This is a genomic window from Halocatena marina, from assembly GCF_023276375.1.
GTDB lineage: Archaea > Halobacteriota > Halobacteria > Halobacteriales > Haloarculaceae > Halocatena > Halocatena marina.
Genome location: NZ_JALLPK010000001.1, coordinates 2,347,730 through 2,371,999 on the forward strand (window position 1 = coordinate 2,347,730; position 24,270 = coordinate 2,371,999).

Consider the following 24,270-nt stretch of genomic DNA (forward strand, 5'->3'; position numbering starts at 1 on the left):
AACGAGATGACTCGTGGGTTCGATCTTCGGGCACGACTCACAGACCGCGATTCGCGCGGGCTTCGACGCGGTCTCTCTCCCATCGAAACCGTGGGCGAACGAAGCCGGGTCGTTGATAGTTATGAACAGTGCTCATCGTCCGACGAACAGTTAGTGTTCGCGTCGAACAACTACCTTGGATTGGCGGACGACGAGCGGGTACGACGCGCTGGTGCTCGTGCGGCCGAAGCAATCGGAACAGGTGCCGGTGCAAGTCGGCTTGTCACCGGTGATACACCCGCACACCACGCGCTCGAACGAGACTTAGCCGCCACGAAGCAGTCCGAACGAGCGCTGGTCTTCTCATCAGGGTATGCTGCGAACGTGGGAACCATCACTGCGCTCACACCGGATGTCGTATTTTCCGATGCGTTCAATCACGCGAGCATCATCGATGGGTGCCGTCTCTCGGACGCAGAGGTTGTCGTCTACGATCACTGTGACGCTACATCGCTCGAAAAAGCAATGTCTGAGCGTGCCCGCGATCGGATCGACGAATCGTGGCTCGTCGTTACCGACTCGGTGTTCAGCATGGACGGCGATGTCGCGCCACTCACAGCGCTTTGTGACACAGCAGAGCGCTACGGCGCGTGGATGATGGTCGATGAGGCCCATGCGACCGGCGTCTTCAAAGCAGGGGGTGGCATCGTACAGCGCGAGGGACTGTCGGATCGTGTTCACATCCAACTCGGAACGCTCTCGAAAGCGTTGGCCGCACAGGGGGGATACGTCGCCGGGCACGAGGCACTGATCGAGTATCTCCTCAACACCGCGCGGTCGTTCGTCTTTTCGACAGGGCTTGCGCCACCAGCCGCCGGTGCAGCGCGCGAGGCCCTTTCGATCGCTCGTGATGGAACGCGACGGGAGCAGCTATGGAACAACGTCGAACGACTCCGTGCTGGGCTCGAATCGCTCGGGTTCGACGTACTAGGAGAGACACACATCCTTCCGGTGCTGATCGGAGATCGATCGGACGCGGTGGAATTCGCCGATCAGCTCCGAGAAGTGGGGATTATCGCGCCCGCAATCCGTCCACCGACGGTTCCCAACGGAACGAGCCGTATCCGTGTTGCACCGATGGCAACCCACACCACGCGTGATATCGAACACTGTATTGCGGCGTTCGAAACCGCAGGGCGAGAGTGTGCAATCGTATGAGAGTAGCTATTGTCGGAACTGATACAGGTGTCGGAAAGACCTTCATCACTGCCGCGTTGACCGGGGCGCTTCAGAATAGAAACTGCGATGTCCGCGCGGTGAAACCAGTCCAAACGGGTTTTCCACCGGACGATGACGCAGCAGTCATCGCAAGCGTCTGTAACGCTAAGAGCGCGATCTGTTTACGATATCTCGAAGCGCCGCTTGCGCCCGCCGTCGCCGCCGAGCGCGAGGAGATCGATCTCTCGTATGAAACGCTCTGTCAGGAGACGGCTGCTGCGCTTGACGAAACGGCGATTAGTATCGTCGAAGGAATCGGCGGTTTGCGTGTCCCGCTTGCCGACAACCGAGAAGTTGTTGATCTTGTCGCCGATCTCGAGTGTACCGCGGTGGTCGTCGCCCGTTCAGGGCTCGGAACGCTCAATCACACAGCGCTCACACTCGAAGCCCTCTCTCAGCGCGGTGTACCGGTGCTTGCAGTCGTGCTGAACGAGTATGCGGGTGCGACGACCGCAGAGCGAACGAACCCGGACGTACTCCGGTCGATGACCGACGCTCCAATACTGACGATGCCGACGGTCGATCGCGCCGACCTCGTCGCCACAGCGAGCGAACAATTGGCCCCCATCATAGAACAACTCGAATAAGGATCTCGGACGCACGGTTCTGGCAGTAATAGGGTGTAGCTGTGCACAGTATTCGTTCAGGCTCATCTCCCGAGAAAAAGTACTGCCCCGATCGGAAACTACACCCTTGCCTGTAACTGTTTGTATGATATTGATCGATTATCACTCCGAATGTGTGAGAGCACCAGTACGATAACCATGCGAAGGCATCAACATCAAGCGCCGACACCAGCACGCCCCAATCTATGACCAAGGACGCAGTCTGGAACACGTATCGAGAAATCTTGGAGCGATTGACAGACGAGATGCTCGACGTTGTCGAGGAGGAATTCGGAGGCGGCCTCGTCGGAAAAGCAATTAAAAAAGGCACAAAATCGGCAACTAAGCGTATCAAGAAGGATATGGAAAAGCAGGGTCGGATTGTCGTCGAATACGCGGCACAGGAGAATGACGGAGGACGGTATCAGCGGGAATTTCTCGCGACTAATCCAGTCTACCAGCGGTATTCGGGAAACAATCGTAGAGAGCTTGAAGAACATCTCCTCTCGCATTTCGAGACAGTCAGAGCGGATCTCGCTCCACTTGTTTCCTCTGAGACAGATGACTTCTGGGAAGCACTAGCAGAAGAGTACTCTCGAGAGGAAGCAACCGAGATTATCGAGAGACACTTCAGCCAAGCAGAAACATTCGAACGATATAAAGACGATCTCTTTCGATCCAACAAACTTGGAAATAAGGTTATCACGGTCCTCAAAGAGGGAGAAACTCGTCTGAAGAAAGATCTCGAAAGACAACTCGATTCGACGTACGACAAACAATAACGTCGGGTTGAGCGATGAAATAAAGTGTACTATCAGACCGGCTCAATCAGCCGTCGCTACGTACTGGGTGGTACCAATCTTTATATCACGGTCGATAGTTATTCTCAGTGAGGGCAATACCAACGCCCGGTACACACAGTATGGAATTCAACGGCACGTTCAAACTCGAGGACACGTCAGCTGAGGAGGTATGGCTCGCGCTCTCTGACCCAGTGTTGATCAGGGACTCGCTTCCCGGCTGTGAGTTCCTCATAGAGGTTGATGATGAGGACGTAGCGTTCGATGAACTGAGAGAAGAGTCAACCGAGGCAGAACCAACTGGTGACCCCGAGGTAATCGCAGAGCGTGCATTTCAGGAGGGTAAGCGATATGCGGCACTCGTCGAAATCGGAGTCGGAAGCGTCAATCCGAGCTTTGAGACGACAGTAACGATCGACGAGCGTGAATTCCCCGACATGACGGCGTCAGGCGAGGGAAGTGCAAATGGTAGTTCCTTCGAGATGGAGTCGGGGATGCACTTGAACGAGACCGATGACGGTGTCTCAGTCGAGTGGTGGGCCAACGCAGAGGTGTTCGGACGGGTTGCCCAGATGGGCCAGCGAGTGATGAATCCGGTGGCGAATAGAGTTGTCAAGAAATTCTTCGAACGGATTCAAGAACGGCTCAGCGAGCTCACGCTCGACGATCAAGGCGGAGACGGAGAACAAGGAACAGAGAGAGCGGGTGCTGATGAAGCAGACGACACGTCAGGCCTCTCACAGCGCATTAGAGACAGAATCGGGTTATGAATAGAGATGACGAGCGCAACCGGTGACTCTGAATCGAGACAATCGCCGGACTCGATAGCTGCCGATATCATTGCCACCATTTATCACGACCAATGACGGAAAACGACATTACACTGACGGTTAACGGCACAGAACACGATCTCACCGTCGAGCCGCGGACGCTGTTGGTGCACGCACTACGAGACGAACTCGGTTATACGGGTGCAAACGTTGGCTGTGAGAGCAGCCTTTGTGGCGCATGCACGGTTGACATGGACGGTGACGCGGTAAAATCCTGTACGGTACTTGCCGTTCAAGCCGACGGAACAGAGATCGAAACGGTTGAGGGGCTAGCAGAAGACGACGAGTTCCATCCAATTCAAGAGGGCTTCCAGAAAGAACACGGATTGCAGTGTGGTTACTGTACGCCCGGAATGATGATGACCGCGAAGGATCTGCTCGAACGGAATTCATCTCCGGACGAAGGGGAGATCAGAGAAGCCTTAGAGGGTAACCTCTGTCGATGTACTGGATATCAGAACATTGTCAATGCGGTCGAATTCGCCGCCGACCGAATGGACGCTGACACAGCAGAAGACGTCGCAGCCGACGGCGGAACAGCGACAATCGACGACAGCGACGTCGGTCGAACGGAGGGCCAATAATGTCAATGGACACAATAGAAGCCGACGAGGTCGATGTGAGTGATGTGCTCGGATCGGCCATCGAACGGCGCGAGGACCCCGCACTCATCACCGGCGAGGGAACCTACACGGACGATATTCAAGATCCGGAGATGGCCCACATGGCCGTTCTCCGGAGTCAGTACGGCCACGCTGAAATCGAGAGCATCGATACGAGCGAAGCCGAGGCAATGGACGGTGTGATTGCCGTCTACACGGCCGAAGACATCGAGGAGACAGGCACACCGGGAGATCTTCCGGTCGGGTGGCTGCTTCCGAATTTGAAAACGCCATCGCATCCGATTCTCGCGAAAGATCGAGTGCGCTACCAGGGAGATGGCGTTGCTGTCGTCGTTGCCGAGGAGCGCTATGTTGCACAGGACGCGCTCGATCGGATCGACGTCGAATACGACCGTCTCGACGCGGTTGTCGACCCCAAAGCTGCGGTCGATGAAAGTGCACCACAGGTTCACGAATGGGAGGATAGCGACGTCCAATCGAACCAAGCGTTCGACTGGGAGATCGGTGACGGCGACGCGACCGATGAGGCGTTCGAGAACGCGGCACACACTGTTTCGGTCGATCTTGAAAACCAGCGGTTGATCCCGAACGCGATGGAGCCACGCGCGACGGTAGCAGAGTACAAGCCGGGGACTGAGGAGCTGGAGGTTTTCATGACGTCCCAGAACCCCCATCTTCACCGCCAACTCATGTCGGCGGTACTCGGCGTGCCAGAGCACAAAATCCGCGTCGTTGCTCCCGAGGTCGGCGGTGGGTTCGGTAGCAAGATCCACCACTACCCAGACGAGGCGCTCACGAGCTGGTGTTCGATGCAGCTCAAACGCCCGGTGAAGTGGCAAGCGACCCGTTCCGAAACGTACCTGACGGACGCTCACGGGCGCGATCACATCACACACGGCGAACTCGCGATGGACGAAGACGGGACGATCACCGGAATGCGCGTCAAAACGTACGCGGGGATGGGCGCGTATCTCTCGACGTTTGCGCCAGCGGTTCCGACGTATCTGTACGGAACGCTGCTGTCTGGTCAGTATGACATCCCGGCGATTCACTGCAACGTAATCGGGGCCTTCACGAACGGTGCACCGGTCGATGCTTATCGTGGCGCGGGCCGACCTGAAGCGATCTACGTGGTCGAGCGCCTCGTGACACTCGGCGCACGCGAGATGGGGATGGATCCTGCAGAGTTCAGACGGCAGAACTTTGTCCCATCTGATGGCTTCCCCCACGAAACGCCCGTCGCAGTCGTTTACGACAGCGGCGACTACGAACCGGCGCTCGATAAAGCGCTGGAGATGGTCGATTACGAGGCACTCAGAGAGCGCCAAGCGGAGCTCCGCGAGGACGGTCGCTATCTGGGAATCGGCTTTTCGAGTTACATCGAGGCTTGCGGGCTTGCACCATCGGAGCTTGCAGGACAGCTCGGTGCGCAAGCAGGATTATGGGAGAGCGGACTCGTCCGCGTCCATCCAACAGGAAAAGTCACCGCTTTCAGCGGTACCTCCGGACACGGTCAGGGCCACGAGACGACCTACGCCCAGATCGTCTCCGATGAACTCGGTATTCCGTACGACGACATCGAGATCGTCGAGGGAGACACCGACGAGATTCCCCAAGGAATGGGAACGTACGGCAGCAGAAGCGCGGCAGTCGGTGGCAGCGCGCTGGTGACGAGTTCACAGAAAGTGGTTGAAAAAGCCCGGAAAATCGCTGCACACCTGCTCGAAACCGGTGAAGAGGATATCGAGTTCGAGAACGGAGAGTTTTCCGTGACAGGTGCGCCCGAGCGTTCGATGACCATTCAGGAGGTCGCCCAGCAAGCCTACCTCGCACACAACATGCCAGAGGGAGTCGAGCCGGGACTTGAGGAAACCTCCTTCTATGACCCGGACAACTTTACGTTCCCATTCGGGACGCACGTCGCGGTCGTTGAAGTCGATCCAGAGAGCGGTGAGATCGAGTTCGAACAGTACGCCGCGGTCGACGATGTGGGCAACCAGATCAACCCGAAAATCGTTGAAGGGCAGGTCCACGGTGGTATTGCACAAGGGATCGGACAAGCGCTCTACGAGCAAGCGGTATACGACGACAACGGCACGTTGGTCTCGGGGTCGATGCAGGATTACGCTGTGCCGAAAGCCGAGCATATCCCACACATGGATACCGACGACACCGTGACGCCCTCGCCACATAATCCACTTGGCGTGAAAGGTGTCGGTGAAGCGGGCACGATTGCAGCGCCACAGGCCGTCGTGAACGCTGTGACAGACGCGTTGTCACCGTTTGGCGTCGATCACATCGATATGCCAATCACAGAGGAGAAAGTGTGGCGTGCGGTGAACGAATCCGAGGAGGGATCATAACATGTATCCATCATCATTCGAGTACGAGCGGGCCGAGAGCGTCGAAGACGCGCTCTCGCTCATGGATCAGTATGCAGACGAGAACGCCGAACTGCTCGCTGGGGGCCACAGCCTGCTCCCAACGATGAAATCCGGACTCGCAAGTCCGGATGCGCTGATCGATATCGGACATATCGACGAACTAAACGGGATTGAGGAGAACGGAGAGTCTATCAATCTTGGCGCGCTCACGTCGTATTCTGCGGTTGATGACGCAGAGACGATGTGGAATGGAGCGACTGCCTTCGCAGAAGCCGCTCACCGCATCGGTGACGTGCAGGTCCGAAACCGGGGAACTGTCGGTGGGAACATCGCTCACGCAGATCCTGCCTCAGACCTCCCAGCCGCACTGCTCGCTTCAGATGGAACAGTCGTCGCTCACGGACCGGATGGCGAACGCTCGATCCCAGTCGACGACTTCTTCGAGACGATGTACACGACCGCTCTCGCTGAAGACGAGATCCTCACTCGACTCGAACTCCCAAAGCGGGGACAGAACAGTCACGTCGGTGCGTACGCGAAAAAGCCAAGCCCGTCGTCCGGATACGCAATGGTCGGTGTGGCAGTCGTGCTCGAACTCGACGGAGAGTCTGTTGACTCGGCGCGGATCGCTGCAAACGGCGCGATGGATCATGCAGTTAGGCTCGAACCGGTCGAAGAAGCGCTCACAGGCGAGACGCTTTCAGATGAGACGATCGCAGAAGCCGCCGAGCACGCGACCGACGACCTCGACACCATGCTGTTGATGGATGACCTCCAAGCATCGAGTGAGTTCCGTGCCCAACTGCTCAAGGTGTACACGAAACGTGCACTCGAAAGCGGACTCGACCGAGTGAATGCACCAGCACCAGCGGCCGACTAAACAGATCGAAGCAGCAAACCAACAAATCTGATCTGTTCTGATCCGATTCAATTCAACTCGAACCGAATTGGCAGCTACATTTTGTTTCCGTCGAAGCTGAGTCGATCCGCTTGAACCAGTTCAGTTCCTGTGATTAGCTGAGTGTTTTTTATGTTTCGCACGCCAACACCTACCAACTGATGATATCCGTAGCGCACCGAAACCGAACGAAGCTGGATTGTCGAGTATGAACGAGACGGACCGACAACATTCGTTTTCGGCGTTTAGCGAAACTGAGCTCCGCGAGCTGTTCGAATCGACGGATTACGTCGCCGAAGACGACATTGTAACCACTGTGTTGCTCGCGTTACGGCTCGATAAGCCGCTGCTCATTGAGGGTGAGCCGGGGTCGGGAAAGACCGAACTCGGGAAGGTACTCGCAACGGGATTCGATACTGAGCTCATTCGACTCCAGTGTTATGAAGGGTTGACTGCCGAGAACACTCTCTACGAGTGGAACTACACCAAACAGCTCCTCTCGATACAAGCGGGCGAACAGGGCGTTGCAGAAGAACTCGAGAGTACGAGTGACGTCGAGACAATCGACGTTCACGAAGACGGGAGTGAAGACACCGATGAAAACGGGGACGAGCCGTCGACGGTGTTCTCCGAAGAGTATCTCTTGGAACGGCCATTGCTGCGCGCGGTCTCAGCAGAGCACCCACCGCCACCCGTACTGCTCATCGACGAGATTGACCGCGCTGACGAGGAGTTTGAGGCACTCCTTTTGGAAGTGCTGTCGGACATGCAGGTCACGATTCCAGAACTCGGTACCGTTCGTGCGACCGTTCCACCGATCGTTATTATCACTTCGAACCGGACACGGGGGCTGTCGGACGCGCTGAAACGACGGTGTCTCTATCTCCACGTCGAGCCACCGTCGTACGAAAAAGAGCGTGCAATCGTCCGCCAGAAGGTGCCAGAACTCGACGGGGCGGTCGCCACCGAGGTGTGTGCAATGACCCAGCGACTCCGTGAGGAACCGTTTTTGAAACAGCCCGGCGTTGCCGAGACCTTAGATTGGGCGCGTGCCGTCGCAGAACTCCGACAGGACGGCGACGGGCCGTTGTCGCTTTCGACCGTCGAGAATACGCTCGGTTGTCTCTTAAAGGAGGTCGAAGACATCCAACGCGTCGATGATTCCTTACTGTCGGCGTTGCTGGAATCGGCGAGTGACGCCCGAGCAGAAGGATGAACGGCCCGTTTTCCGGAGAAGGCAGCGAGAACACCGACCCCAATCAGAACGGGACGATCGATGTGGTCGCGGCGCGAGATACAGTGCTGTCCGCACTGCTCGGATTCTGTCGGGTGCTCAGACAGTCGGGGGTGAACGTTCCCGCAAACGCAGCAATAACGGCTGCACGGGCGCTCGTGACAGTCGGGTTCGACGATAAAGAGCGCGTACGCGCTGCGCTTCGGGCGTCTCTTATCTCACGGCAAGCAGATATCGCCACGTTCGACCGGCTGTTTCCCGAGTTCTGGCGACGACTGACTGCCGGACTCGACATTAGCGACGGACCAGATCGTCCGGACGAACCAGATGGGCAGCTCGCTCCCCTCACCACCCGGGAAGCAGCTACGAGCGACACTAACAGGAACGCTGTCAGCGACGAGTCTGCACAAGAGAGCATTTCGCGGTGGACAAAATCATCAGGAACAACCACCGAATCAGAAAACGAATCGGAGACAACGACGACCGCACGCTACAGCCCAACGGGACACTCAGAGCCGGTGTCCATCGAGACGACAGTCCGGCACACAGAGCTCGATCGGGCAGTACGCAGACTGACGCTTGCTATCGGAGGGCTGCGTGACCGACGGTGGAGTCAAACGGGAACAGACCACGCATACGCTCGAAGAGCGCTCAGAGAGAGTATATCGACAGGAGGGACGGTCGTTTCGCTGCCACAGCGCGACCGTGCCGAACGCGCGGTCCGTGCCGTGTTGCTCGTCGATGTGAGCCGATCAGTGCTCGATATCGTCGATCGCTCCTTTCTCATTCGATTTCTGCACGCGGTGTCTACAGCATGGCGTCAGGTTCGGGTGTTCTTCTTCGATACGAACATCCGTGATGTGACTGAGCCGTTTCACGCCCCGACTGACGAGGCGGCGGTTGATGCGCTCAGACGCGCTGAAACCGAGTGGGGTGGAGGAACCCGCATTGGAAACGCACTCGATGTGGTTAGGCACGAACATCCAGATGCGATTGACCGTCGGACGGTCGTCTTCATCGTGAGCGATGGACTCGAGATGGGTGATGTTGATCGTCTCGAAGAAGGGATGGTGTGGCTGTCACACAAAGCCCGTCGTTCGTTCTGGCTCAATCCCCTTGCGGTCTCGCCCGCTTACGAACCAACAGCACGGGGGATGGCAGCAGCACTGCCCTACACCGACGGGCTGTTCGCGTTCAGCGGTCCGAGCGATCTTGCAGAGATCGCTCGACAGCTCGAACTCGACCGACGCTCGATTGGCTACGAGCACGATCCGAGACGGACCGATGCATGATCGGAACGATCGCTGTGCACGAAGCTGGCGGAGGTCGGGAAAGAGTCATTACTCACCACGAACTAGTATGTTACTAGAGAACAATGAGCGCAAGTAACTGGAGTGTACCGGAAACGGAGGTGCTCGCTGCCGCCCGTGAAGTACTTGAGGCAGATCGGCCTGCTGCGCTGGCGACGGTCGTCGACGTGCGTGGGAGTGCGTATCGCCGCCCTGGCGCGAAGATGATCATTCCCGAAGACGGTGGCGGAATCGGGAGCGTCACAGCTGGCTGTCTCGAAGAGGACGTTCGGTCGCTTGCCACTGATGTGCTCGCTGCGGGAGAACCACGCGTCGAGACGTTCGATCTAATGGGCGATGATGATGTCTGGGGACTCGGTGTCGGATGTAACGGAGTGATCGATATCCTCATCGAACCACTGTCCGAACAGTATCGACCAGTCCTCTCTGCGTTCGCAGCCGGGAACAACATCGCCGTTTGTACCGTCCTCGACAGCACCGATCGGGCACAAAGCATACAGGATGGAGCAGTGTATCTCGGTGATCGAGCGTATTGTGAACCAGCGCCAGCAACATTCGACCGCGTATCGGGAGCGTGGCCGGACTGGCTTGTCCGAGCTGTTCGGGAACCAGCCGAAACGCTCGCTTCGCGTGGGAAGGCAGAGACGGTAACGGTCGAACGCAAAGCAAGCGACGGAAGTGAAAACACAGAGCACGCGACAGTGTTCATCGACGGTGTGGCCGCACCACCAGAGCTGTTCGTGTTCGGCACCGGTCACGACGTTGAGCCAGTCTGTGAACTAGCGAAAAATGCGGACTTTCGCGTGACAGTGGTCGGATTTCGTGGCGCAAGTGCGACCGAAGATCGGTTCCCGGCTGCCGATCGTGTGGTGTCAACGTCTCCGGGACGACTCCGAGAGGATCTCACCTTCAATGAAAACACCTACGCTGTCGTAATGACACACAACTTTATTGATGATCGTCTGACTGTGGACGAACTACTCTCGACAAACGTTCCGTACATCGGTCTCATGGGGCCACGCGAACGTTTCGAGGAGATGCAAGACGATTTCGCCGAAGAGGAACAGGCCAAGACTCCCAACGAACTACAGAATCTCTACACTCCCGCCGGACTCGACCTCGGTGGTGATACTCCGTACCAAATAGCCCACAGCATTGTTTCAGAGCTACTTGTAGTTGATAATAACCGGGCACCGCGACACCTCAAAGCCCGTGAGGGACCAATCCACGAGCGCGTGACACTTGGTTCACCACAATCAGACGACTAATCGAACCGGGATACAGATTCGTTCGATCACCCACGTATCGATCAAACAACCATATGTTATTTCCTAACCCATTTTTGTCGTGGCCACACAATTAAACACATGAACCGACGCAAACTTCTCAAAAGTGTTGCTGGGGGCGTCACACTCGGACTAGCGGGATGTATTGCTCGTCAGAGCAGCACCGATGCAACCAATGGAAACGAGACGACGAACAACTCGGAAGACAAAACTGACCACGAAAACCGAACTGAGAACGAGGGATCCGGTACTGATACCGATTCTGATGGAACCCAATCAGGAAAGCAGCAATCGACACTTGCAAAAAAATCGTTCAACGTTGTCTCGAGTGGGTGTGGGAAGGAAAAAATAGAGACCAACGCCTCGTTCGAGGGGCGCACTGTTCAGGTTACAGGAACAATCAGTGGATCGAACTCCTGCTATACAGCTGAGCTGAAGGATGTAACACTCGAACAGGATACCCTGACCGTGAGGATTCGGTCGTTCGAGAATAAGAACAACGAACTCTGTTCGATGTGCCTATCAAATATCGAATATAACACCACGTGCACCTTCGAAGACGAGCTTCCAAACCGAGTCGTCGTCGTCCACAATGGCAAGGAAGCCATGAGCAAACGACGATCATAACTCCATTGCTGCAGATCTGAATTGACCGATTTTCGATATAACACAAGCTAGTTCGAATTTGATTGGTAAAAGATTATTTGATGCGAATCGGTCTTTTGGTTGGCCAAAAAATATTTCCCAGTTTGAGAATCTTTAAGTAGGAAGCGTGAGTATTCAGAGGTGTAATGAGCACCCAAGAAGAGCGAATTCGTCAGAAGAAGGGTGACGTCGAAGAGAATGCACTGCGCATCGACACAGATCGCGCAGAGCAGATCATCGACGCGCTCAACACAGACCTAGCAAACTCGTACGTTCTATACCACCAGCTAAAAAAGCACCACTGGAACGTCGAAGGTGCAGAGTTCCTCGAACTGCACCGCTTCCTCGAAGAAGCGTACGAAACGGTCGAAGAAGGAGCAGACGAGATTGCAGAGCGTGCTCAGGCTCTTGGTGGGGTTCCGGTTGCAGGACCATCTGCACAAGAAGAGCGCGCGACGGTCACGTTCGAAGGGGAAGACGTGTACGACGTTCGACTGTCGCTCAGAAACGATCTTGAGATATACGGTGACATCATCGAGTCACTCCGCGATCACATCGAACTCAGTGACAATCTTGGCGACTTCGCGACGAGTGAGATGTTGCGCGAGATTCTCGTCGAGGTCGAAGAGGATGCACACCACATCGAACACTACCTCGAAGACGACACCCTCGTCCTCGAAGAAGCAACTCACTGAGAGACAGTAGTTGCCAGACCACGGATCGATTTCTTCTCGGGTTGTTTGCGGTTTCGGTTCGTTCCTTAGTAATATGAGAACATCGAGGCTACGAACTCATCGTTCGAGGTCAACGACGAGATCCGTCGCGATCCACGCATCGTGATTGCCCGATTCGACGAAAACGGTCTTCTCCGGTGCGGTAGCGTGTGTAGTGATGATAGCCTCGGTGTCGTCAGCCGTCGGCAGAGTGGCCATTATCGGTGATTAGGCTGGCCTAAAGTCAAAAACGTTTTGGTTGGCCTAGACCGGAAGCCAATCTGTGAGAATATCGTCCTCCGTGAGATGCCAACGGTGTTTCCCGGGACTGAGTTCGATGAGAATATCGAACTGGGGCATGAGTTCCGAAACAACCTCACACTCAAGTTCGACCGGGAGGTGAAAATGTCCCATTCCATTGGTCTCGCCGATTCGTTCGGTGACGGTATCGAGAAACGACTCAATTCCATTTGTCCCGTACATGTCGACGAGGGGTCGGAGCGAATCGACACAGACGCGCAGTTCTCCCGGCGAGAGTCCCTCCGCAGCAGCGTCAAAGTCATCAATTGCACTGAGCATCTCTCTCTCTAACGCTGAGACGTCCAGTGGACTCGATGCGTTTGCACTGATTGCGGCGCTGCGCATTGCAGGACGATGATCGATGACCCGATAGGTGTCCGCATCAGTCGTCTCTGAACATCGGGTACCGACCCCGTAGCTGTCGGTCGCAACGACCAATCGCCATCGGGATTCAGCGTCTGCAGTCCCCATCAACTGGCGAGAGAGTTCGAGGTGCGTCCCATCACGAACCGGGCCGGCGATGAGCAGATTACACCCGCGCTGCTTGAGGGCCGAAAGCGAACGAGCGAATGCTCTTGTTTCATTCTCCCCATCCATCCTAATGATACACAGTACTACCTGTATATATTATAAACTTTCTGGAAGCATCAAAGTCGCACTTCCGATACGTGTTTCACTTCGGGGAGTAGAGTACCTGTATGAGCCGGCGTCACGATGATGATCTCGACGAACTGCTCTCGGAGCTCTCGGGGACACTCTCGGAGTTACAAGACGTTCTCGCTGATGAAGAACGCCACCGTCAGCCCCGTGATCAGCACCAGGCACGGGAGCGACGTCGTCCGCCATCACCGAGACGGTTTCTTCGATTTACCGAAGAGCACACGATTCCAACGCTCATCTCACTTCTGGAGACGAATATTCGCGCGCTCGAACTTCTCCAAGGATTGCTTCGACTCGTCAATGGCCGCGACGATGGACGGCAATCTGATTCGACGCCATTCAAAACCAGTCGGCGTGTTCGAACGACTGGCCGTCGCACGCTCGATACACTGGATGATGCCCTTTCGGATCTGCAAGGCGCATTAGACGGAGAACCAACTGACTCCGAAGCCCGCACTCTCTTAGATGATGCCCGTGCACTCCGCGAGGAGATTGATACACAGCTCACTGGCGCGAGGACAGAACAAAGTCGTTCGAACAGTAGAGACCGAGATCAAGATCAAGACCGAGAACAGTCTCAAGGTCAAGAAGACGATGGCGTCATCACGATCGACGTTGAAGAAGAGACAGACAGTGATGAGAATGAAGACACTGACGAGCTAAGCGTCGACGACGAGCTCGATACGATCAAGCGTGAGCTCCGAGATGACGACGATCAAGGACATGATTGAGCGATTGATGGTTTGAAGTACAGAAGCCGGAATGTATTCAGATACTCGGTGATCTATTATGAGAATAGAAAGTGAGATTTTTGCGCGTCGGGAAGCGAGGTGTGGATAATGGCTATCACGGATGTATGTATCCTCATTCCGACATTTAACGAGGCTTCAACCATCGGTGGTGTCATCGACGGATTTACTGATCAAGGATACACGAACGTCCTCGTTATCGATGGCCGTTCGACCGATGGCACCCAAGAAATCGCCACAGAGCACGGTGCACGCGTCATCGAACAGCGGCGTTCTGGAAAGGGACAAGCGGTTCGTGAGGGGCTCGAATACATCGAGTCGTCGTACATCCTCATGATCGACGGGGATGCGACCTACGACCCAGCAGACGCAGACCAGCTCCTCAACCCGCTGGTTGAGGGACGGGCAGAACACGTCATCGGCAATCGATTCGCCAATATGGACGAACAGGCAATGAACCGACTCAATCAGTTCGGCAACCGGGTCATCAACGGGACGTTTGCGATGATCCACGGACGTGATTTCGGCGATATTCTCAGCGGGTACCGGGCGTTCACTCGTGAATCGCTCGAGCGATTCGTCCTTACAGCTGATGGGTTCACGATCGAAACCGAACTCGCCGTTGCGTGCGTCAAACACCGGATTCCGACGGCTATTGTCCCAGTACAGTACCACCCGCGACCAGAATCATCAGAGACGAATCTCGATCCGTTCCGCGACGGAGGTCGTATCATCCACACGCTCTACAGCCTCGCTCGAACGAACAATCCGCTATTTTACTTTGGAAGCGTTGGAAGCGTAAGTATAGTTTCTGGGATTGCAATCGGTGCGTTCATTGGCTATGAATGGTACGTACATCACGTTTCTCACGAAGCGCTGGCAATCGTCTCGGCGTTTGCTATCCTTCTTGGGGTACAGCTGTTCATGTTCGGTGTACTCTCCGATATGGTCATTGCGGTGAATAGAGAACACACCCGACAGGTCGAAGAGCTCGCTACCCAGCTCATCGAACCCGAAACCGAATCAGAGATTCATGCCGACTGGGATGAAACTATCGAGCAAACACAGAGCGAACAAAAAAGCCGAAGCTCCGAACGTGAAGAGAAACCCGATCAGGCGGTTGGAATCGACGATTAGAACGGAATAAATGATCGGATCCGATCAAGAATCTTAGTTGGCCCGGCCTCACGGCGTTCCTCGAAAACCGGATGCAAGGCGTTCAGTAGTTCTCGTTTGCTCTCGAAGCGTTGCTTTGGAACCTGTTCGATCGCTTCATCGAGTGGCATCGTACTTCCAGCGGCATTGTAAGGAATGCCGACGGTGCCGAGCGAATCCCGAAGTGATTCTTTGGTCGTCGGGAACGAGATGTCTTCCTCATCGAGATACGAATCGAGCGCAGCGATGCCAAATGCGATCGTATCTGGTTCCTCGCCAGTATTGCCTGTGGGTGGACGAACCGCCATTGGAAACGATACTGTCCCCGCGATTGAAAAGCTACTCCCTCTTCCATCTATTGATGTGTTTTGAACCAACAAATTTCAATTCATTTGAGAGTTATTATAACCTGGTTGTGGTTTCTTGCTGTGTGCTCTCCGTTCGTCGAGTCATCACAGGGTCGTCTGAGTGATTCGCTATTAGTAGCGAGCGGCCAGATTTGCCGTTGTATCGATCAGGTTCGGTGCGTAGACCGTACTCAATCCAACATTTTGTCACAGCACACACTCCAATCGCAGTTACGAGAGCACCCGATCATATATTGATGGAACGCAATTAGTGTGCATGACCGACGAGATAGATTTGCGAGCGGCTAAGCGGGATGATATTGGTTATCTCAAATCACTTCTCAGAGAGAACGGACTCCCGGTAGATGATATCCCAGACGTATTCGACAGTCTCTCCGTTTGCACTATCGACGGGAAACGAGTTGGGGTTGGTGGATTCGAACAGTACGGTCAGGACGCACTCCTCCGTTCGGTGGCGATTGAAGAAGCAGAACGCAACAAGGGCTACGGGAAACTACTCTGTGAGCAGTTGCTCGCAGTGGCCCGTAGAAAGGGCGTCGCAACGATGTATCTCTTGACGACGACTGCGGATGAGTTCTTTCGCCAGCTTGAATTCAAGAACGTCGATCGAGACACTGTTCCAAGATCGATTCAACAGACGAGCGAATTCAGCGATCTCTGTCCATCGACGGCGACCTGTCTGAAAAGGACCCTTTAGCGATCCTCGGACGCTCAGTTCCGTCACTCAATCACACGTGGCGTACCGACTACTTTCAGAATGAGATAAGATAGAAAGAAAACGGCGGATGATATATCTGGCTGGATTGATTTGTATATACCATGACGGAGTATACTACTGTGTCCATTCCGAAGGATCTAGCAGACCGTGTTGATGAGACGATCGAGGGAACGAGTTTTTCAAGCACCAGCGACCTCGTTCGGTTCCTCCTCCGGAGTATCGTCATTCAGCACCAGCGATCTGGGAGCCTCACAGAGGCAGAATTTGAGGAAATAGCTAGTCAGTTGCGCGATCTCGGTTATCTACGAGACTGATTCGACTGGCGGCTCTGCATCAAGTGTCGTCACTGATAGTTGCTGTCCACTCCGATCGAACGCGGTGATCTCACTCCACGGTGGAATCGCAACGAACACGACTTCGTGGAGATCATCCGTCCGTCGGAGATCGCGATGCCCGTCTGGATGGGAAATAAAACGACCCTGCGTCCGTGGCGTTCCGAGATCAACGCCGAAGACGGCATTCACCGATTGTCCTGCCTCAGGGAGGTAGAAGTGGGTGAACACCGGGGTATCGGACGCGAGCGAGTCAGCATCGCCCGTGAGCTCTTCTGCCCGTGTCACAGTGAGACCGATAGAGATTGGGTCCGGATCCCGCTCGCGGGCGAAATCGAGTAACACCGACACGAGTCCGCGAGTAATGTACACACCCCATAGTAGTAGCTACGGTCGGATAACTCGATCGCTACATGCGGTTCTATTGAATGGATACCGACCAACTCACCAAATTATAAACATAAATTGTGTGCGGAAAGCCCATCTACTGCTCACCAGACAAGTAATTACAGCGTCTTGTTGATGGCCAGAAGACATATACCAATTTCACCGATCGTATCGGTATCTATGAATAGCCGCGATGTAGCGGTCAATCGGCGTTCGTTTCTTGCAGGAACTACCTCAATATTGACTAGTTTTGGTTTATTCACTCGTGATTCGGGTGGGTTTGCACGAGGGGAGACATCCACAACGGCTGGTAATTGGACACATCCTGGAGCGACCGCTGGCCATTCCGGGTATCTCCCCGAAGATGTCGGTCCGACAGGAGACATCACGAAAGCGTGGGATCATTCTCTCAGCCGCGGTAACAACAACGACGGGGTGGCAGTCGTCGATGACACAGTCTACACTGGTGGTGGACCGTTACGGGCACTGAATGTCGCTGACGGGGCCGAGCGCTGGTCGTTCGATCCGACCGTCCCAGACCTCGAGTACCACGACGCAGGGAACACTCCGGAAGTGCAGTCTCCCGCCGTTATGGATGGGACGGTGTACGCATCGGTCCGAATCGGGGTGTACGACGCTGGTGACGCACAGCACACTGCATTGATCGCTGTCGACGCGGAAACCGGCGAAAAACGCTGGCGGGTCGACTCAGATGGGCTGTCTAGTGGATTATTCTCACCGGTCGTTGCCGCCGATGGAGCAATCTTCACGAGCGGTCCAGACATTGACGGCGGGACGAAGAACTGGTGGTATGCGTTTGACGGGGACGATGGAACCGTCCGCTGGCGACGGCCGCTCAAAACAGATACCAAGGAGACGCTCCCCGTCGCCGATGGTCGATTGTACCTTCCTCGTGAGAAGGGTGTGCAAGCACTCGATACGGCGACTGGCAAAACCGTCTGGACGGCACTACCTCGGGTAAACACCACGTCCACCCCAATCGTGTCCGATGGAACGCTGTTTGTCACCGAGGAAAATCCGCCGGGGATGACGCTCATCGCACTCGACGCAGCGACAGGAGACGAATACTGGCGCACTGCCTATCCGTCATCTGACGACTATCCCAGTCTGGACGTCGGTGCGGTAGACGACGAGCACGTATACATTCAGATTCACAAAAGCGACGCCGATATCATTGCTCTCAGCCGGAACGACGGCAGCGAGCGTTGGCGGGCATCCATACCACAACCCCCCGAACAAGACGAAGGGCCCGTCATGAACGTCCCGACAGACGGAGTCGCACGAGTCGGTTCTCTCCTCTACGTCGGTGGGGCCGCCCTGAACCCTACAGACGGGTCCGTTGCGTGGACGCATGCAATACCCGGACCGTGGATATTCGGCTATTCCTTACGCGCGGTCGCCGGGGGCCGTGTGTACATTGGCGGTGATAAACTCATCGTGCTGAGCGGCACAACCGAACAGCCCGAACCATCACCACCAACAGAAACGCTTCAGGTCGGTACCACTACGACCGAACCACCATCCACGACAACAGAAAGGAATACGGAAACAGGAACGCTGTCCACAACAGCCCCATCATCTGAGACGTCAGCGCCCGCAACCGCTGTCCCGTCCCCAACAGACTCGAACCCGTCAGACCCGAGCCCGACAGTCAGCACGGCGTCGGAGCAGACAACGGCGACAGACGGTCCGGGGTTTGGGGTAGCGTCCGCCCTCGGTGGAATCGGACTAATAGCGTGGCGCGCATTCACACGCAACGAAGAGTGACAAGGATCCCATTCGATCCAACAACGTACGGGACTGAACTCCCGCGGCGTGCACCATCCGATTGTGTCTGGAGAATAGTTAGCTGTTCACCGTTTCAAATTGCTACGAGAGGACACTCTCTTTAAGCGTATTCAGATAGAGTGACGGCGCACGGGAACGCGAACCTGTGACGGCGTCTCTGATCGCTGCAGTCGCGTTCTCGGTGACGCCGGAGCCGTGACCAACGAAGAGACGCTCTACCGACAGCTCCGTGAGGTCCGTCGGTGGAGTAAAACGGAGGATCGGATGAACTCCCAGACGCTCTCCAGGCGCACAAAAATATCTGACAGTTCCGAGCGACTCGGGAACGAGGAGTGTTCCATCATCGGGTCGATATAGCACTGCTTCCTTCCAGACTGGGAGATCGATCCGTTTGCGAACACTGTATCCAGTGTCTCCGAGCTCACTTCCAAGTGTCCTCACAGGAGCGTCGATCGAATCGTCGATCGTACGCATCCACGATGGACGGTGAACCGAGACATCGTGACGACGGGCAATCGCCGCCGCATCTCGCTTGTGTCGATCAAGCAAAACGAGTACGCCGAGCACTGGACCGGATTCAGATAACAGCTCATCGAGAGTATCCGAATCGACAGGATCGACGAGCCAAACTCCATCATTACCGTCACTGTCACGTCCCATGAGAGCGTGGCTCGCGCGTTGCATCTGTTCGTTTGGATAAGCAATCCAGCCGACTCCACCATCCCACCGGTCGATCTCTTCTAACTGAGTCGGCCCCGATTCTTTCAGTGTCATCGTTGTGATTTCGGCCGCAGAATCCATAAAGCGTGTCCGAGAATCGCCGCCATCAACTCTGAAATTTGATCAGTTCATTGGCGCTTCACTCATGTGCTGTTCGATTTGCTGTCCTACCCACTGATACCGGTTGGTGAGTTCTTCCCACCCTCCGTCAGTGAGTGCGTAGTAGTTCGAACGTTTGTCGAGTTTCCCTTTCTCAATGAAACCCCGGTCAGCGAGCGCGTCAAGATTTGGATAGAGATGGCCGTGCTGGATCGGAGAGTCGTAGTATTTATCGAGGGCTTCTTTGATCGCCAAGCCGTGAGGATGTTCTTCACCGATACCCGCGATCACTACGAGAAGATCACGCTGGAATGCAGTAAGATCATTCATAAGTACCAACCGATTGTTATTGGCCATATATATTCCTAACGATGTATTTTCACATAGTCGTTGTTTAATTAGTCGCTCAATTTTTAATACAATAAAGTTCTATATATGAATTGCTATGGCTAGTGCTCAAAATGACACCAGGAGTTGACAGCAGGCAGTCGCCACTAATTGGTCTAATATACGATGAGCCACTCAATCAGCGTGTGAATACTCGTTCTCCGTATCGTCATCCAACCGATGGGTGAAGCGGGTCCTCAGCTGGCGTGTCTCCACCGTTGTTTGAATCGTCTGCAGTGAGTCCAAGCGCACTCGTGACGGCGATCGCGTACAGATGTTGTATAGAAACGTGCAGATAGAACCGCAAGAAAAAGCCGACGAGAATAAACTCGAGGAGGATTGCAATCGGGACGACGATGAGCCGCATGACACCGGCAAACACCCAACCAACAGCGTAATCCTCGGTGAAAACACAGGTACGGACTCTTGAAAATTCGAACGCTGCTCGAACTGAGTTTTGCTGTGCAAACAAGGCAGTTGCTGCGGGAACGAGATACGCAGCAGCGATAAGAGCGAACAGTCCGAGTAAGAACGCGAACGCACCCACTGTGTTGATCACCGCGTTTTCCGTTTCTGGAGTAGATGGTCGTCGTATGAATAGACCAAGACCTCCTAATACGAGTGCTGGGACGAGATAGCCGAACAAGATAAGAGCCGATTTGATGCCATCAACTAATGCACGGATTCGAAACCGGGGAGCAACAGGATTCGCTACACCAACGACTGTCCGCAAGACAGCGACGTAATAGCCCCGAACCAAGAGGTGGATACTGAGATAAAAAAGAGCAACAGCGATGAGAATGACGAACAGTTCGTCGGTCACAAGCGCCTGTTCTGTAGCTTCTGACGTTGGAAATTCGGCAGATAGCTCCCTGCTGAGAAGATACCCGGAAGTGACGATAGCCACAGCGAGCACGGCAAAGAAAAGTCCGCCAACAACAACTGCTCTTGAACCGTGCTTTCCCGACGGTGGATAGTTCAACGCCTCACGGATCACAGCACACACTTTCGTGTGTAACGGATATAACTGTCCCGAAGCTGAGGAGAGTGTATCGGCACAAGACACCAAACAAACCACGAATCGTCCAGCCGATCAGTACTATCGAGAGCCTGCCATTACCGGCATGGTCACGATCCTGGAGGAGGTGTATCGTTACTCAACAATTCTACTCCCACCAGTGGGACAACACTCCTGTATCTGATCGGGGCTTGCTACTTTTCTGAGGAAAGACTGATCTTCGAATCGATCGCCGAACTGTCGATAGAGGCGCTTTGCGATGTCGTTTTGGGCATACCGTCCGGGTTCCAGATCGATCTTCGTCACAGCTCTGGATTCAATAGCAGACGGGGGCCCGCCGATGACACGCGTCTGTGGTTCGCAGGTGATACCAACAGAGATGCCGACAGCGGTGTCGTTGTAGTAGGTCCGCTCTCCTCTGATAACGAATGATCCTTTTTCGATGAACTCACCACTTTCTGGTGTTTTCGACACCTGATCGGGCTCTGCCATATACACATCACCGCTGTAGTGCCCATCTTTCCAGACGGAGGAGTAGGAAACGGCGAACTGGGCGGCTTCTTCTCGGCTCTGTTCGGGGATGTCGACATCCCGTGCTGCCTCGCTCGGCCCAGTCGCTTTCAGGATTGTCACGGGCGCGCCGTGGGCCTGCGCGTGAAAGAAGAGATCGCCGCGTTCCATGTATTTCTTGACTAATTCTTCGTTCTGATCGGCGTTTCGACCACCGATGACGAGAAATCCATCGCTCGTGTGGAACCAACGGAAACGCTCGTACCACTGCTCGTCGCGCCGGATCGGGATCGATGACCGAGAGAGCCAATCGATCGATTCAGTCTCGTCTGATTCTTTTTGGACGTTGGGCCCGTCATCCGTCCCCCACGATTCACGGCGCTGTTTGACCGCTTCGAGTTGCTCGCGTGTGTCTTCGATCGCCTCCAGCGCGCCTTCTCGTTTCTCCTCGATCCGTTTTGCTTCCTTGTAGAGCTGATCCGCGTTCTTCTCGATATTGATTGTCGTATCGACGGTAACGGACAGCTCACCGAGATCAAGTGTCACTGTTGCGTCTGTCCCGTCTACGTCCTCGATAGCATTCGCGGCGGGAATATCCCGTTCGGCTCCCGCTTCGAATCGTTCTTCAATCTCGTCCCACGATCGATCCTCACTCCGGGCGTGTTGGACTGCCGTGAGTACCTCGTCTACGAGATCGTAGCGCTCATACAGCAGTTCAGCTTTCCGACGTTCCTGGTTGGCGTCCGCTTCGAAGCTCTCGATCGCACCCTGTTGTTGTTCGACGATCCGTTCGAACTTCTCGATCTCACCTTCGAAGTCGGGGCGTTCAGGTTCCTCGTGTGCGGCTGTCTCTTCTCCCGCTTCCTCGAGCTGGGCGAAATACGCATCGAGCGCCATGTTGAACGAGTCGAACTGCTCGCACTCTTGGCCCTCACGCTCTGAGAGCGGGACTGGCGTCGCATCGATTGGATCACCGTCCTCGTAGTAGACGTGTGGATCGAACCGGCCCGAAGAAAGGGTCTCTCGGAGATCGTCGACAACGCGAAAGAGGTCGTGATACTCCGCTTCGTCTGCGTCCTCAATCGATTTCGTTTTCTCGATCCCTGCGCGCGTACACAGCTCTTCCGCCCAGAATCCACCGAGGTTGAGTTGTGTTGCGAGCGTTCGCACGATGTCGGTATCAGACTCATCCATCTGCCGCATGAACTGGTCTTTGGTCGCATCCAACGGATCGAACCGCGATTGGGGATACTCATAGCGGGCACCAGGCGCGACGGTCCGAGAGGAAAGTCGAATCGTCTCCAAACAGCCGAGGATCTCGTGCTCTGCGTTGCAGACAGCAACGTTACCATCCCCGAACAGTTCGGCGACAACGAGGGTGTCGCCATCTGGACGCTCGAACCGGAGCGTTACGATGCGGTCGAATTCGTACTGTTCGACGCCCGCAAAATCCGCACCAGAAATACGGTTCCGGAGCATCATCGCAAAGTGTGGCGGACGCCCTGGTGCATCGGAGACGTTCGCTGGGTCAGCGACGTGTATCCGCTTTGGGTCGCCAACCTCGATCAACAGCTCGACGCGACCGCGATCGAAATCACGCATCCGAAGCCGCACCAACGAATCGTCGTAGAGATAGGCCTTATCGACCTTAGCGCCCTCAAAGGACTGTAGCTCCGTGGTGAGCGCACTGAGGTCGATACTGCTCAACTCGCGCTTCCTATCCATACCGAATACAATTGGAGCAGGTGAAAAGGGATGTCGCTCCGCATGCCCGAAACGATTAGTCGCCCAAAGCGTCTCGTACACACGATGCCGACCGAACTCGTAGACGACGTATACGAAATCACTTGCGCTGAAACGCCCAACGGACACATCCGCGCGTATCTCGTCGACGGCACTCATCCGACGCTGTTTGACAGTGGTCTTCCCGATTCGACCGAGGCACTCATCGAGGGCATTGACGCGACAGCCATCACGCCTGAACGGCTCGTCATCACGCACACCGATCAGGATCACATCGGTGGTCTCGCTGCCGTAATTGAGAAGTACGGCGTCGAGACGTACCTCCCCGCCGGGAGCGAACTGGCTGGCGAGCGTACAGACACAGTGTATAGTGAGGGTGACAAAATCAGCGGATTCGTGGCCCTACACATGCCCGGCCACCGCTCTCACCAGCACGTCTTGGTGAACGAAACACGGGAAATCGCTGTCCTTGGTGATGCGGTGAGCGGTGCGGATCAACGAGGACTTCCTGCCGGATACTTTCATCTTCCACCGGGAATGTATTCGGAGGACCTGATTCTCGCCGAAGAAAGCGTGGGGAAGCTCCTCGATTACGAGTTCGAGGTCGGCCTCGTCTACCACGGATCCTCGGTGACGGAGAATGCACGAGACACACTCGAAGCGTACGTCGGTGGCTTCGTCGATTGAGATAAAATCGGTGGATTATCTCCGTTCTGATGGTTGCGGATCG

At 55.3% G+C, this 24,270-nt stretch carries 26 protein-coding genes; 18 read left to right on the forward strand and 8 right to left on the reverse strand.

The features are described 5' to 3' along the window. Positions 1–6 precede the first annotated feature (6 nt). The 12 genes from MW898_RS10665 to dpsA all read left to right on the forward strand — a co-directional run bounded on the left by MW898_RS10665 (position 7) and on the right by dpsA (position 12,567). Complete coding sequence (locus MW898_RS10665; RefSeq protein WP_248907054.1) at positions 7–1,197, forward strand: aminotransferase class I/II-fold pyridoxal phosphate-dependent enzyme; 1,191 nt, start codon at positions 7–9, stop codon at positions 1,195–1,197. Next, positions 1,194–1,844: a dethiobiotin synthase gene (gene bioD, locus MW898_RS10670; RefSeq protein ID WP_248907055.1), complete on the forward strand. Its 651-nt coding sequence runs from the start codon at positions 1,194–1,196 to the stop codon at positions 1,842–1,844. Before MW898_RS10665 ends, bioD begins: the two co-directional genes overlap by 4 nt. Positions 1,845–2,068: 224 nt before the next feature. Continuing rightward, a complete protein-coding gene (locus tag MW898_RS10675; RefSeq protein ID WP_248907056.1) occupies positions 2,069–2,644 on the forward strand; it encodes a hypothetical protein in 576 nt (191 codons plus the stop codon). 140 nt (positions 2,645–2,784) lie between these two features. After that, positions 2,785–3,432 (forward strand): SRPBCC family protein, encoded by a 648-nt coding sequence (locus MW898_RS10680; RefSeq protein WP_248909754.1) that lies wholly within the window; start codon positions 2,785–2,787, stop codon positions 3,430–3,432. A gap of 92 nt (positions 3,433–3,524) precedes the next feature. Continuing rightward, positions 3,525–4,076 (forward strand): (2Fe-2S)-binding protein, encoded by a 552-nt coding sequence (locus MW898_RS10685; protein ID WP_248907057.1) that lies wholly within the window; start codon positions 3,525–3,527, stop codon positions 4,074–4,076. Beyond that, positions 4,076–6,478, forward strand: coding sequence for a xanthine dehydrogenase family protein molybdopterin-binding subunit (locus MW898_RS10690; RefSeq protein ID WP_248907058.1), 2,403 nt, complete (start codon positions 4,076–4,078; stop codon positions 6,476–6,478). Before MW898_RS10685 ends, MW898_RS10690 begins: the two co-directional genes overlap by 1 nt. Position 6,479: 1 nt before the next feature. Then, complete coding sequence (locus MW898_RS10695; protein WP_248907059.1) at positions 6,480–7,379, forward strand: FAD binding domain-containing protein; 900 nt, start codon at positions 6,480–6,482, stop codon at positions 7,377–7,379. Between the two features lie 226 nt (positions 7,380–7,605). Next, positions 7,606–8,613 (forward strand): AAA family ATPase, encoded by a 1,008-nt coding sequence (locus MW898_RS10700; protein WP_248907060.1) that lies wholly within the window; start codon positions 7,606–7,608, stop codon positions 8,611–8,613. Further along, a complete protein-coding gene (locus MW898_RS10705) occupies positions 8,610–9,923 on the forward strand; it encodes a vWA domain-containing protein (protein WP_248907061.1) in 1,314 nt (437 codons plus the stop codon). The genes MW898_RS10700 and MW898_RS10705 overlap by 4 nt, the downstream gene beginning before the upstream one ends. An 83-nt stretch (positions 9,924–10,006) precedes the next feature. Next, positions 10,007–11,209, forward strand: a complete 1,203-nt coding sequence (locus MW898_RS10710; protein WP_248907062.1) for an XdhC family protein — start codon at positions 10,007–10,009, stop codon at positions 11,207–11,209. A gap of 99 nt (positions 11,210–11,308) precedes the next feature. After that, complete coding sequence (locus MW898_RS10715; protein ID WP_248907063.1) at positions 11,309–11,854, forward strand: hypothetical protein; 546 nt, start codon at positions 11,309–11,311, stop codon at positions 11,852–11,854. 164 nt (positions 11,855–12,018) lie between these two features. Next, a complete protein-coding gene (dpsA, locus tag MW898_RS10720) occupies positions 12,019–12,567 on the forward strand; it encodes a DNA starvation/stationary phase protection protein DpsA (protein WP_248907064.1) in 549 nt (182 codons plus the stop codon). A 96-nt stretch (positions 12,568–12,663) separates the two neighbouring features. Here the strand turns inward: dpsA and MW898_RS10725 are convergent, their stop codons facing one another. Together MW898_RS10725 and MW898_RS10730 are read right to left on the reverse strand one after the other, a co-directional pair. After that, positions 12,664–12,804: a hypothetical protein gene (locus MW898_RS10725; RefSeq protein WP_248907065.1), complete on the reverse strand. Its 141-nt coding sequence runs from the start codon at positions 12,802–12,804 to the stop codon at positions 12,664–12,666. Positions 12,805–12,849: 45 nt separating this feature from the next. After that, positions 12,850–13,482, reverse strand: a complete 633-nt coding sequence (locus MW898_RS10730; protein WP_248907066.1) for a DUF7504 family protein — start codon at positions 13,480–13,482, stop codon at positions 12,850–12,852. 101 nt (positions 13,483–13,583) lie between these two features. Here MW898_RS10730 and MW898_RS10735 point away from each other — a divergent pair, with 101 nt between their 5' ends. Both MW898_RS10735 and aglJ read left to right on the forward strand, forming a co-directional pair. After that, positions 13,584–14,276: a DUF7547 family protein gene (locus tag MW898_RS10735; protein ID WP_248907067.1), complete on the forward strand. Its 693-nt coding sequence runs from the start codon at positions 13,584–13,586 to the stop codon at positions 14,274–14,276. A 108-nt stretch (positions 14,277–14,384) separates the two neighbouring features. Further along, positions 14,385–15,431, forward strand: a complete 1,047-nt coding sequence (aglJ, locus tag MW898_RS10740; protein WP_248907068.1) for an S-layer glycoprotein N-glycosyltransferase AglJ — start codon at positions 14,385–14,387, stop codon at positions 15,429–15,431. Here aglJ and MW898_RS10745 read toward each other — a convergent pair. Beyond that, positions 15,428–15,757, reverse strand: coding sequence for a hypothetical protein (locus MW898_RS10745; RefSeq protein ID WP_248907069.1), 330 nt, complete (start codon positions 15,755–15,757; stop codon positions 15,428–15,430). The genes aglJ and MW898_RS10745 overlap by 4 nt on opposite strands. A 316-nt stretch (positions 15,758–16,073) precedes the next feature. Between MW898_RS10745 and arsN2 the strand changes: the two genes are divergently transcribed. Continuing rightward, the gene (arsN2, locus tag MW898_RS10750) at positions 16,074–16,514 is read left to right on the forward strand and encodes an arsenic resistance N-acetyltransferase ArsN2 (protein ID WP_248907070.1); all 441 of its coding nucleotides are present in this window, start codon (positions 16,074–16,076) and stop codon (positions 16,512–16,514) included. 122 nt (positions 16,515–16,636) lie between these two features. Continuing rightward, complete coding sequence (locus MW898_RS10755) at positions 16,637–16,849, forward strand: ribbon-helix-helix domain-containing protein (RefSeq protein ID WP_248907071.1); 213 nt, start codon at positions 16,637–16,639, stop codon at positions 16,847–16,849. Here the strand turns inward: MW898_RS10755 and MW898_RS10760 are convergent. Next, entirely contained in the window at positions 16,838–17,239 is a 402-nt protein-coding gene (locus MW898_RS10760; protein WP_248907072.1) for a JAB/MPN domain protein-containing protein, read from the reverse strand. The two genes, MW898_RS10755 and MW898_RS10760, sit on opposite strands and share 12 nt — an antisense overlap. A 195-nt stretch (positions 17,240–17,434) precedes the next feature. Here MW898_RS10760 and MW898_RS10765 point away from each other — a divergent pair, with 195 nt between their 5' ends. Next, positions 17,435–19,042: an outer membrane protein assembly factor BamB family protein gene (locus MW898_RS10765; protein WP_248907073.1), complete on the forward strand. Its 1,608-nt coding sequence runs from the start codon at positions 17,435–17,437 to the stop codon at positions 19,040–19,042. A gap of 102 nt (positions 19,043–19,144) precedes the next feature. Here the strand turns inward: MW898_RS10765 and MW898_RS10770 are convergent, their stop codons facing one another. From MW898_RS10770 to rqcH, 4 genes are all read right to left on the reverse strand, one after another. Then, positions 19,145–19,837: a hypothetical protein gene (locus tag MW898_RS10770; protein ID WP_248907074.1), complete on the reverse strand. Its 693-nt coding sequence runs from the start codon at positions 19,835–19,837 to the stop codon at positions 19,145–19,147. Positions 19,838–19,906: 69 nt separating this feature from the next. Then, positions 19,907–20,212 carry a helix-turn-helix transcriptional regulator gene (locus tag MW898_RS10775; RefSeq protein ID WP_248907075.1) on the reverse strand — a complete coding sequence of 102 codons (306 nt, stop codon included), beginning with the start codon at positions 20,210–20,212 and terminating at the stop codon, positions 19,907–19,909. A gap of 226 nt (positions 20,213–20,438) precedes the next feature. Further along, the gene (locus MW898_RS10780; protein ID WP_248907076.1) at positions 20,439–21,266 is read right to left on the reverse strand and encodes a DUF4013 domain-containing protein; all 828 of its coding nucleotides are present in this window, start codon (positions 21,264–21,266) and stop codon (positions 20,439–20,441) included. A gap of 156 nt (positions 21,267–21,422) precedes the next feature. Then, on the reverse strand, positions 21,423–23,522 hold the full coding sequence (rqcH, locus tag MW898_RS10785) for a ribosome rescue protein RqcH (RefSeq protein WP_248907077.1): 2,100 nt from the start codon (positions 23,520–23,522) through the stop codon (positions 21,423–21,425). A 42-nt stretch (positions 23,523–23,564) separates the two neighbouring features. Here rqcH and MW898_RS10790 point away from each other — a divergent pair, with 42 nt between their 5' ends. Then, positions 23,565–24,227, forward strand: coding sequence for an MBL fold metallo-hydrolase (locus tag MW898_RS10790; RefSeq protein ID WP_248907078.1), 663 nt, complete (start codon positions 23,565–23,567; stop codon positions 24,225–24,227). The last annotated feature ends 43 nt before the right edge of the window (positions 24,228–24,270 follow it).

What these genes read in the sequence shown, in the direction of transcription:
- MW898_RS10745 (WP_248907069.1), bottom strand. Translation starts at nt 15,757, where the DNA reads ATGGCGGTTCGTCCACCCACAGGCAATACTGGCGAGGAACCAGATACG.
- MW898_RS10690 (WP_248907058.1), top strand. Translation starts at nt 4,076, where the DNA reads ATGTCAATGGACACAATAGAAGCCGACGAGGTCGATGTGAGTGATGTG.
- MW898_RS10775 (WP_248907075.1), bottom strand. Translation starts at nt 20,212, where the DNA reads ATGAATGATCTTACTGCATTCCAGCGTGATCTTCTCGTAGTGATCGCG.
- dpsA (WP_248907064.1), top strand. Translation starts at nt 12,019, where the DNA reads ATGAGCACCCAAGAAGAGCGAATTCGTCAGAAGAAGGGTGACGTCGAA.
- MW898_RS10705 (WP_248907061.1), top strand. Translation starts at nt 8,610, where the DNA reads ATGAACGGCCCGTTTTCCGGAGAAGGCAGCGAGAACACCGACCCCAAT.
- arsN2 (WP_248907070.1), top strand. Translation starts at nt 16,074, where the DNA reads ATGACCGACGAGATAGATTTGCGAGCGGCTAAGCGGGATGATATTGGT.
- MW898_RS10665 (WP_248907054.1), top strand. Translation starts at nt 7, where the DNA reads ATGACTCGTGGGTTCGATCTTCGGGCACGACTCACAGACCGCGATTCG.
- aglJ (WP_248907068.1), top strand. Translation starts at nt 14,385, where the DNA reads ATGGCTATCACGGATGTATGTATCCTCATTCCGACATTTAACGAGGCT.
- MW898_RS10755 (WP_248907071.1), top strand. Translation starts at nt 16,637, where the DNA reads ATGACGGAGTATACTACTGTGTCCATTCCGAAGGATCTAGCAGACCGT.
- MW898_RS10770 (WP_248907074.1), bottom strand. Translation starts at nt 19,837, where the DNA reads ATGACACTGAAAGAATCGGGGCCGACTCAGTTAGAAGAGATCGACCGG.
- rqcH (WP_248907077.1), bottom strand. Translation starts at nt 23,522, where the DNA reads ATGGATAGGAAGCGCGAGTTGAGCAGTATCGACCTCAGTGCGCTCACC.
- MW898_RS10685 (WP_248907057.1), top strand. Translation starts at nt 3,525, where the DNA reads ATGACGGAAAACGACATTACACTGACGGTTAACGGCACAGAACACGAT.
- MW898_RS10710 (WP_248907062.1), top strand. Translation starts at nt 10,007, where the DNA reads ATGAGCGCAAGTAACTGGAGTGTACCGGAAACGGAGGTGCTCGCTGCC.
- MW898_RS10735 (WP_248907067.1), top strand. Translation starts at nt 13,584, where the DNA reads ATGAGCCGGCGTCACGATGATGATCTCGACGAACTGCTCTCGGAGCTC.
- MW898_RS10790 (WP_248907078.1), top strand. Translation starts at nt 23,565, where the DNA reads ATGCCCGAAACGATTAGTCGCCCAAAGCGTCTCGTACACACGATGCCG.
- MW898_RS10725 (WP_248907065.1), bottom strand. Translation starts at nt 12,804, where the DNA reads ATGGCCACTCTGCCGACGGCTGACGACACCGAGGCTATCATCACTACA.
- bioD (WP_248907055.1), top strand. Translation starts at nt 1,194, where the DNA reads ATGAGAGTAGCTATTGTCGGAACTGATACAGGTGTCGGAAAGACCTTC.
- MW898_RS10675 (WP_248907056.1), top strand. Translation starts at nt 2,069, where the DNA reads ATGACCAAGGACGCAGTCTGGAACACGTATCGAGAAATCTTGGAGCGA.
- MW898_RS10695 (WP_248907059.1), top strand. Translation starts at nt 6,480, where the DNA reads ATGTATCCATCATCATTCGAGTACGAGCGGGCCGAGAGCGTCGAAGAC.
- MW898_RS10765 (WP_248907073.1), top strand. Translation starts at nt 17,435, where the DNA reads ATGAATAGCCGCGATGTAGCGGTCAATCGGCGTTCGTTTCTTGCAGGA.
- MW898_RS10700 (WP_248907060.1), top strand. Translation starts at nt 7,606, where the DNA reads ATGAACGAGACGGACCGACAACATTCGTTTTCGGCGTTTAGCGAAACT.
- MW898_RS10715 (WP_248907063.1), top strand. Translation starts at nt 11,309, where the DNA reads ATGAACCGACGCAAACTTCTCAAAAGTGTTGCTGGGGGCGTCACACTC.
- MW898_RS10730 (WP_248907066.1), bottom strand. Translation starts at nt 13,482, where the DNA reads ATGGATGGGGAGAATGAAACAAGAGCATTCGCTCGTTCGCTTTCGGCC.
- MW898_RS10680 (WP_248909754.1), top strand. Translation starts at nt 2,785, where the DNA reads ATGGAATTCAACGGCACGTTCAAACTCGAGGACACGTCAGCTGAGGAG.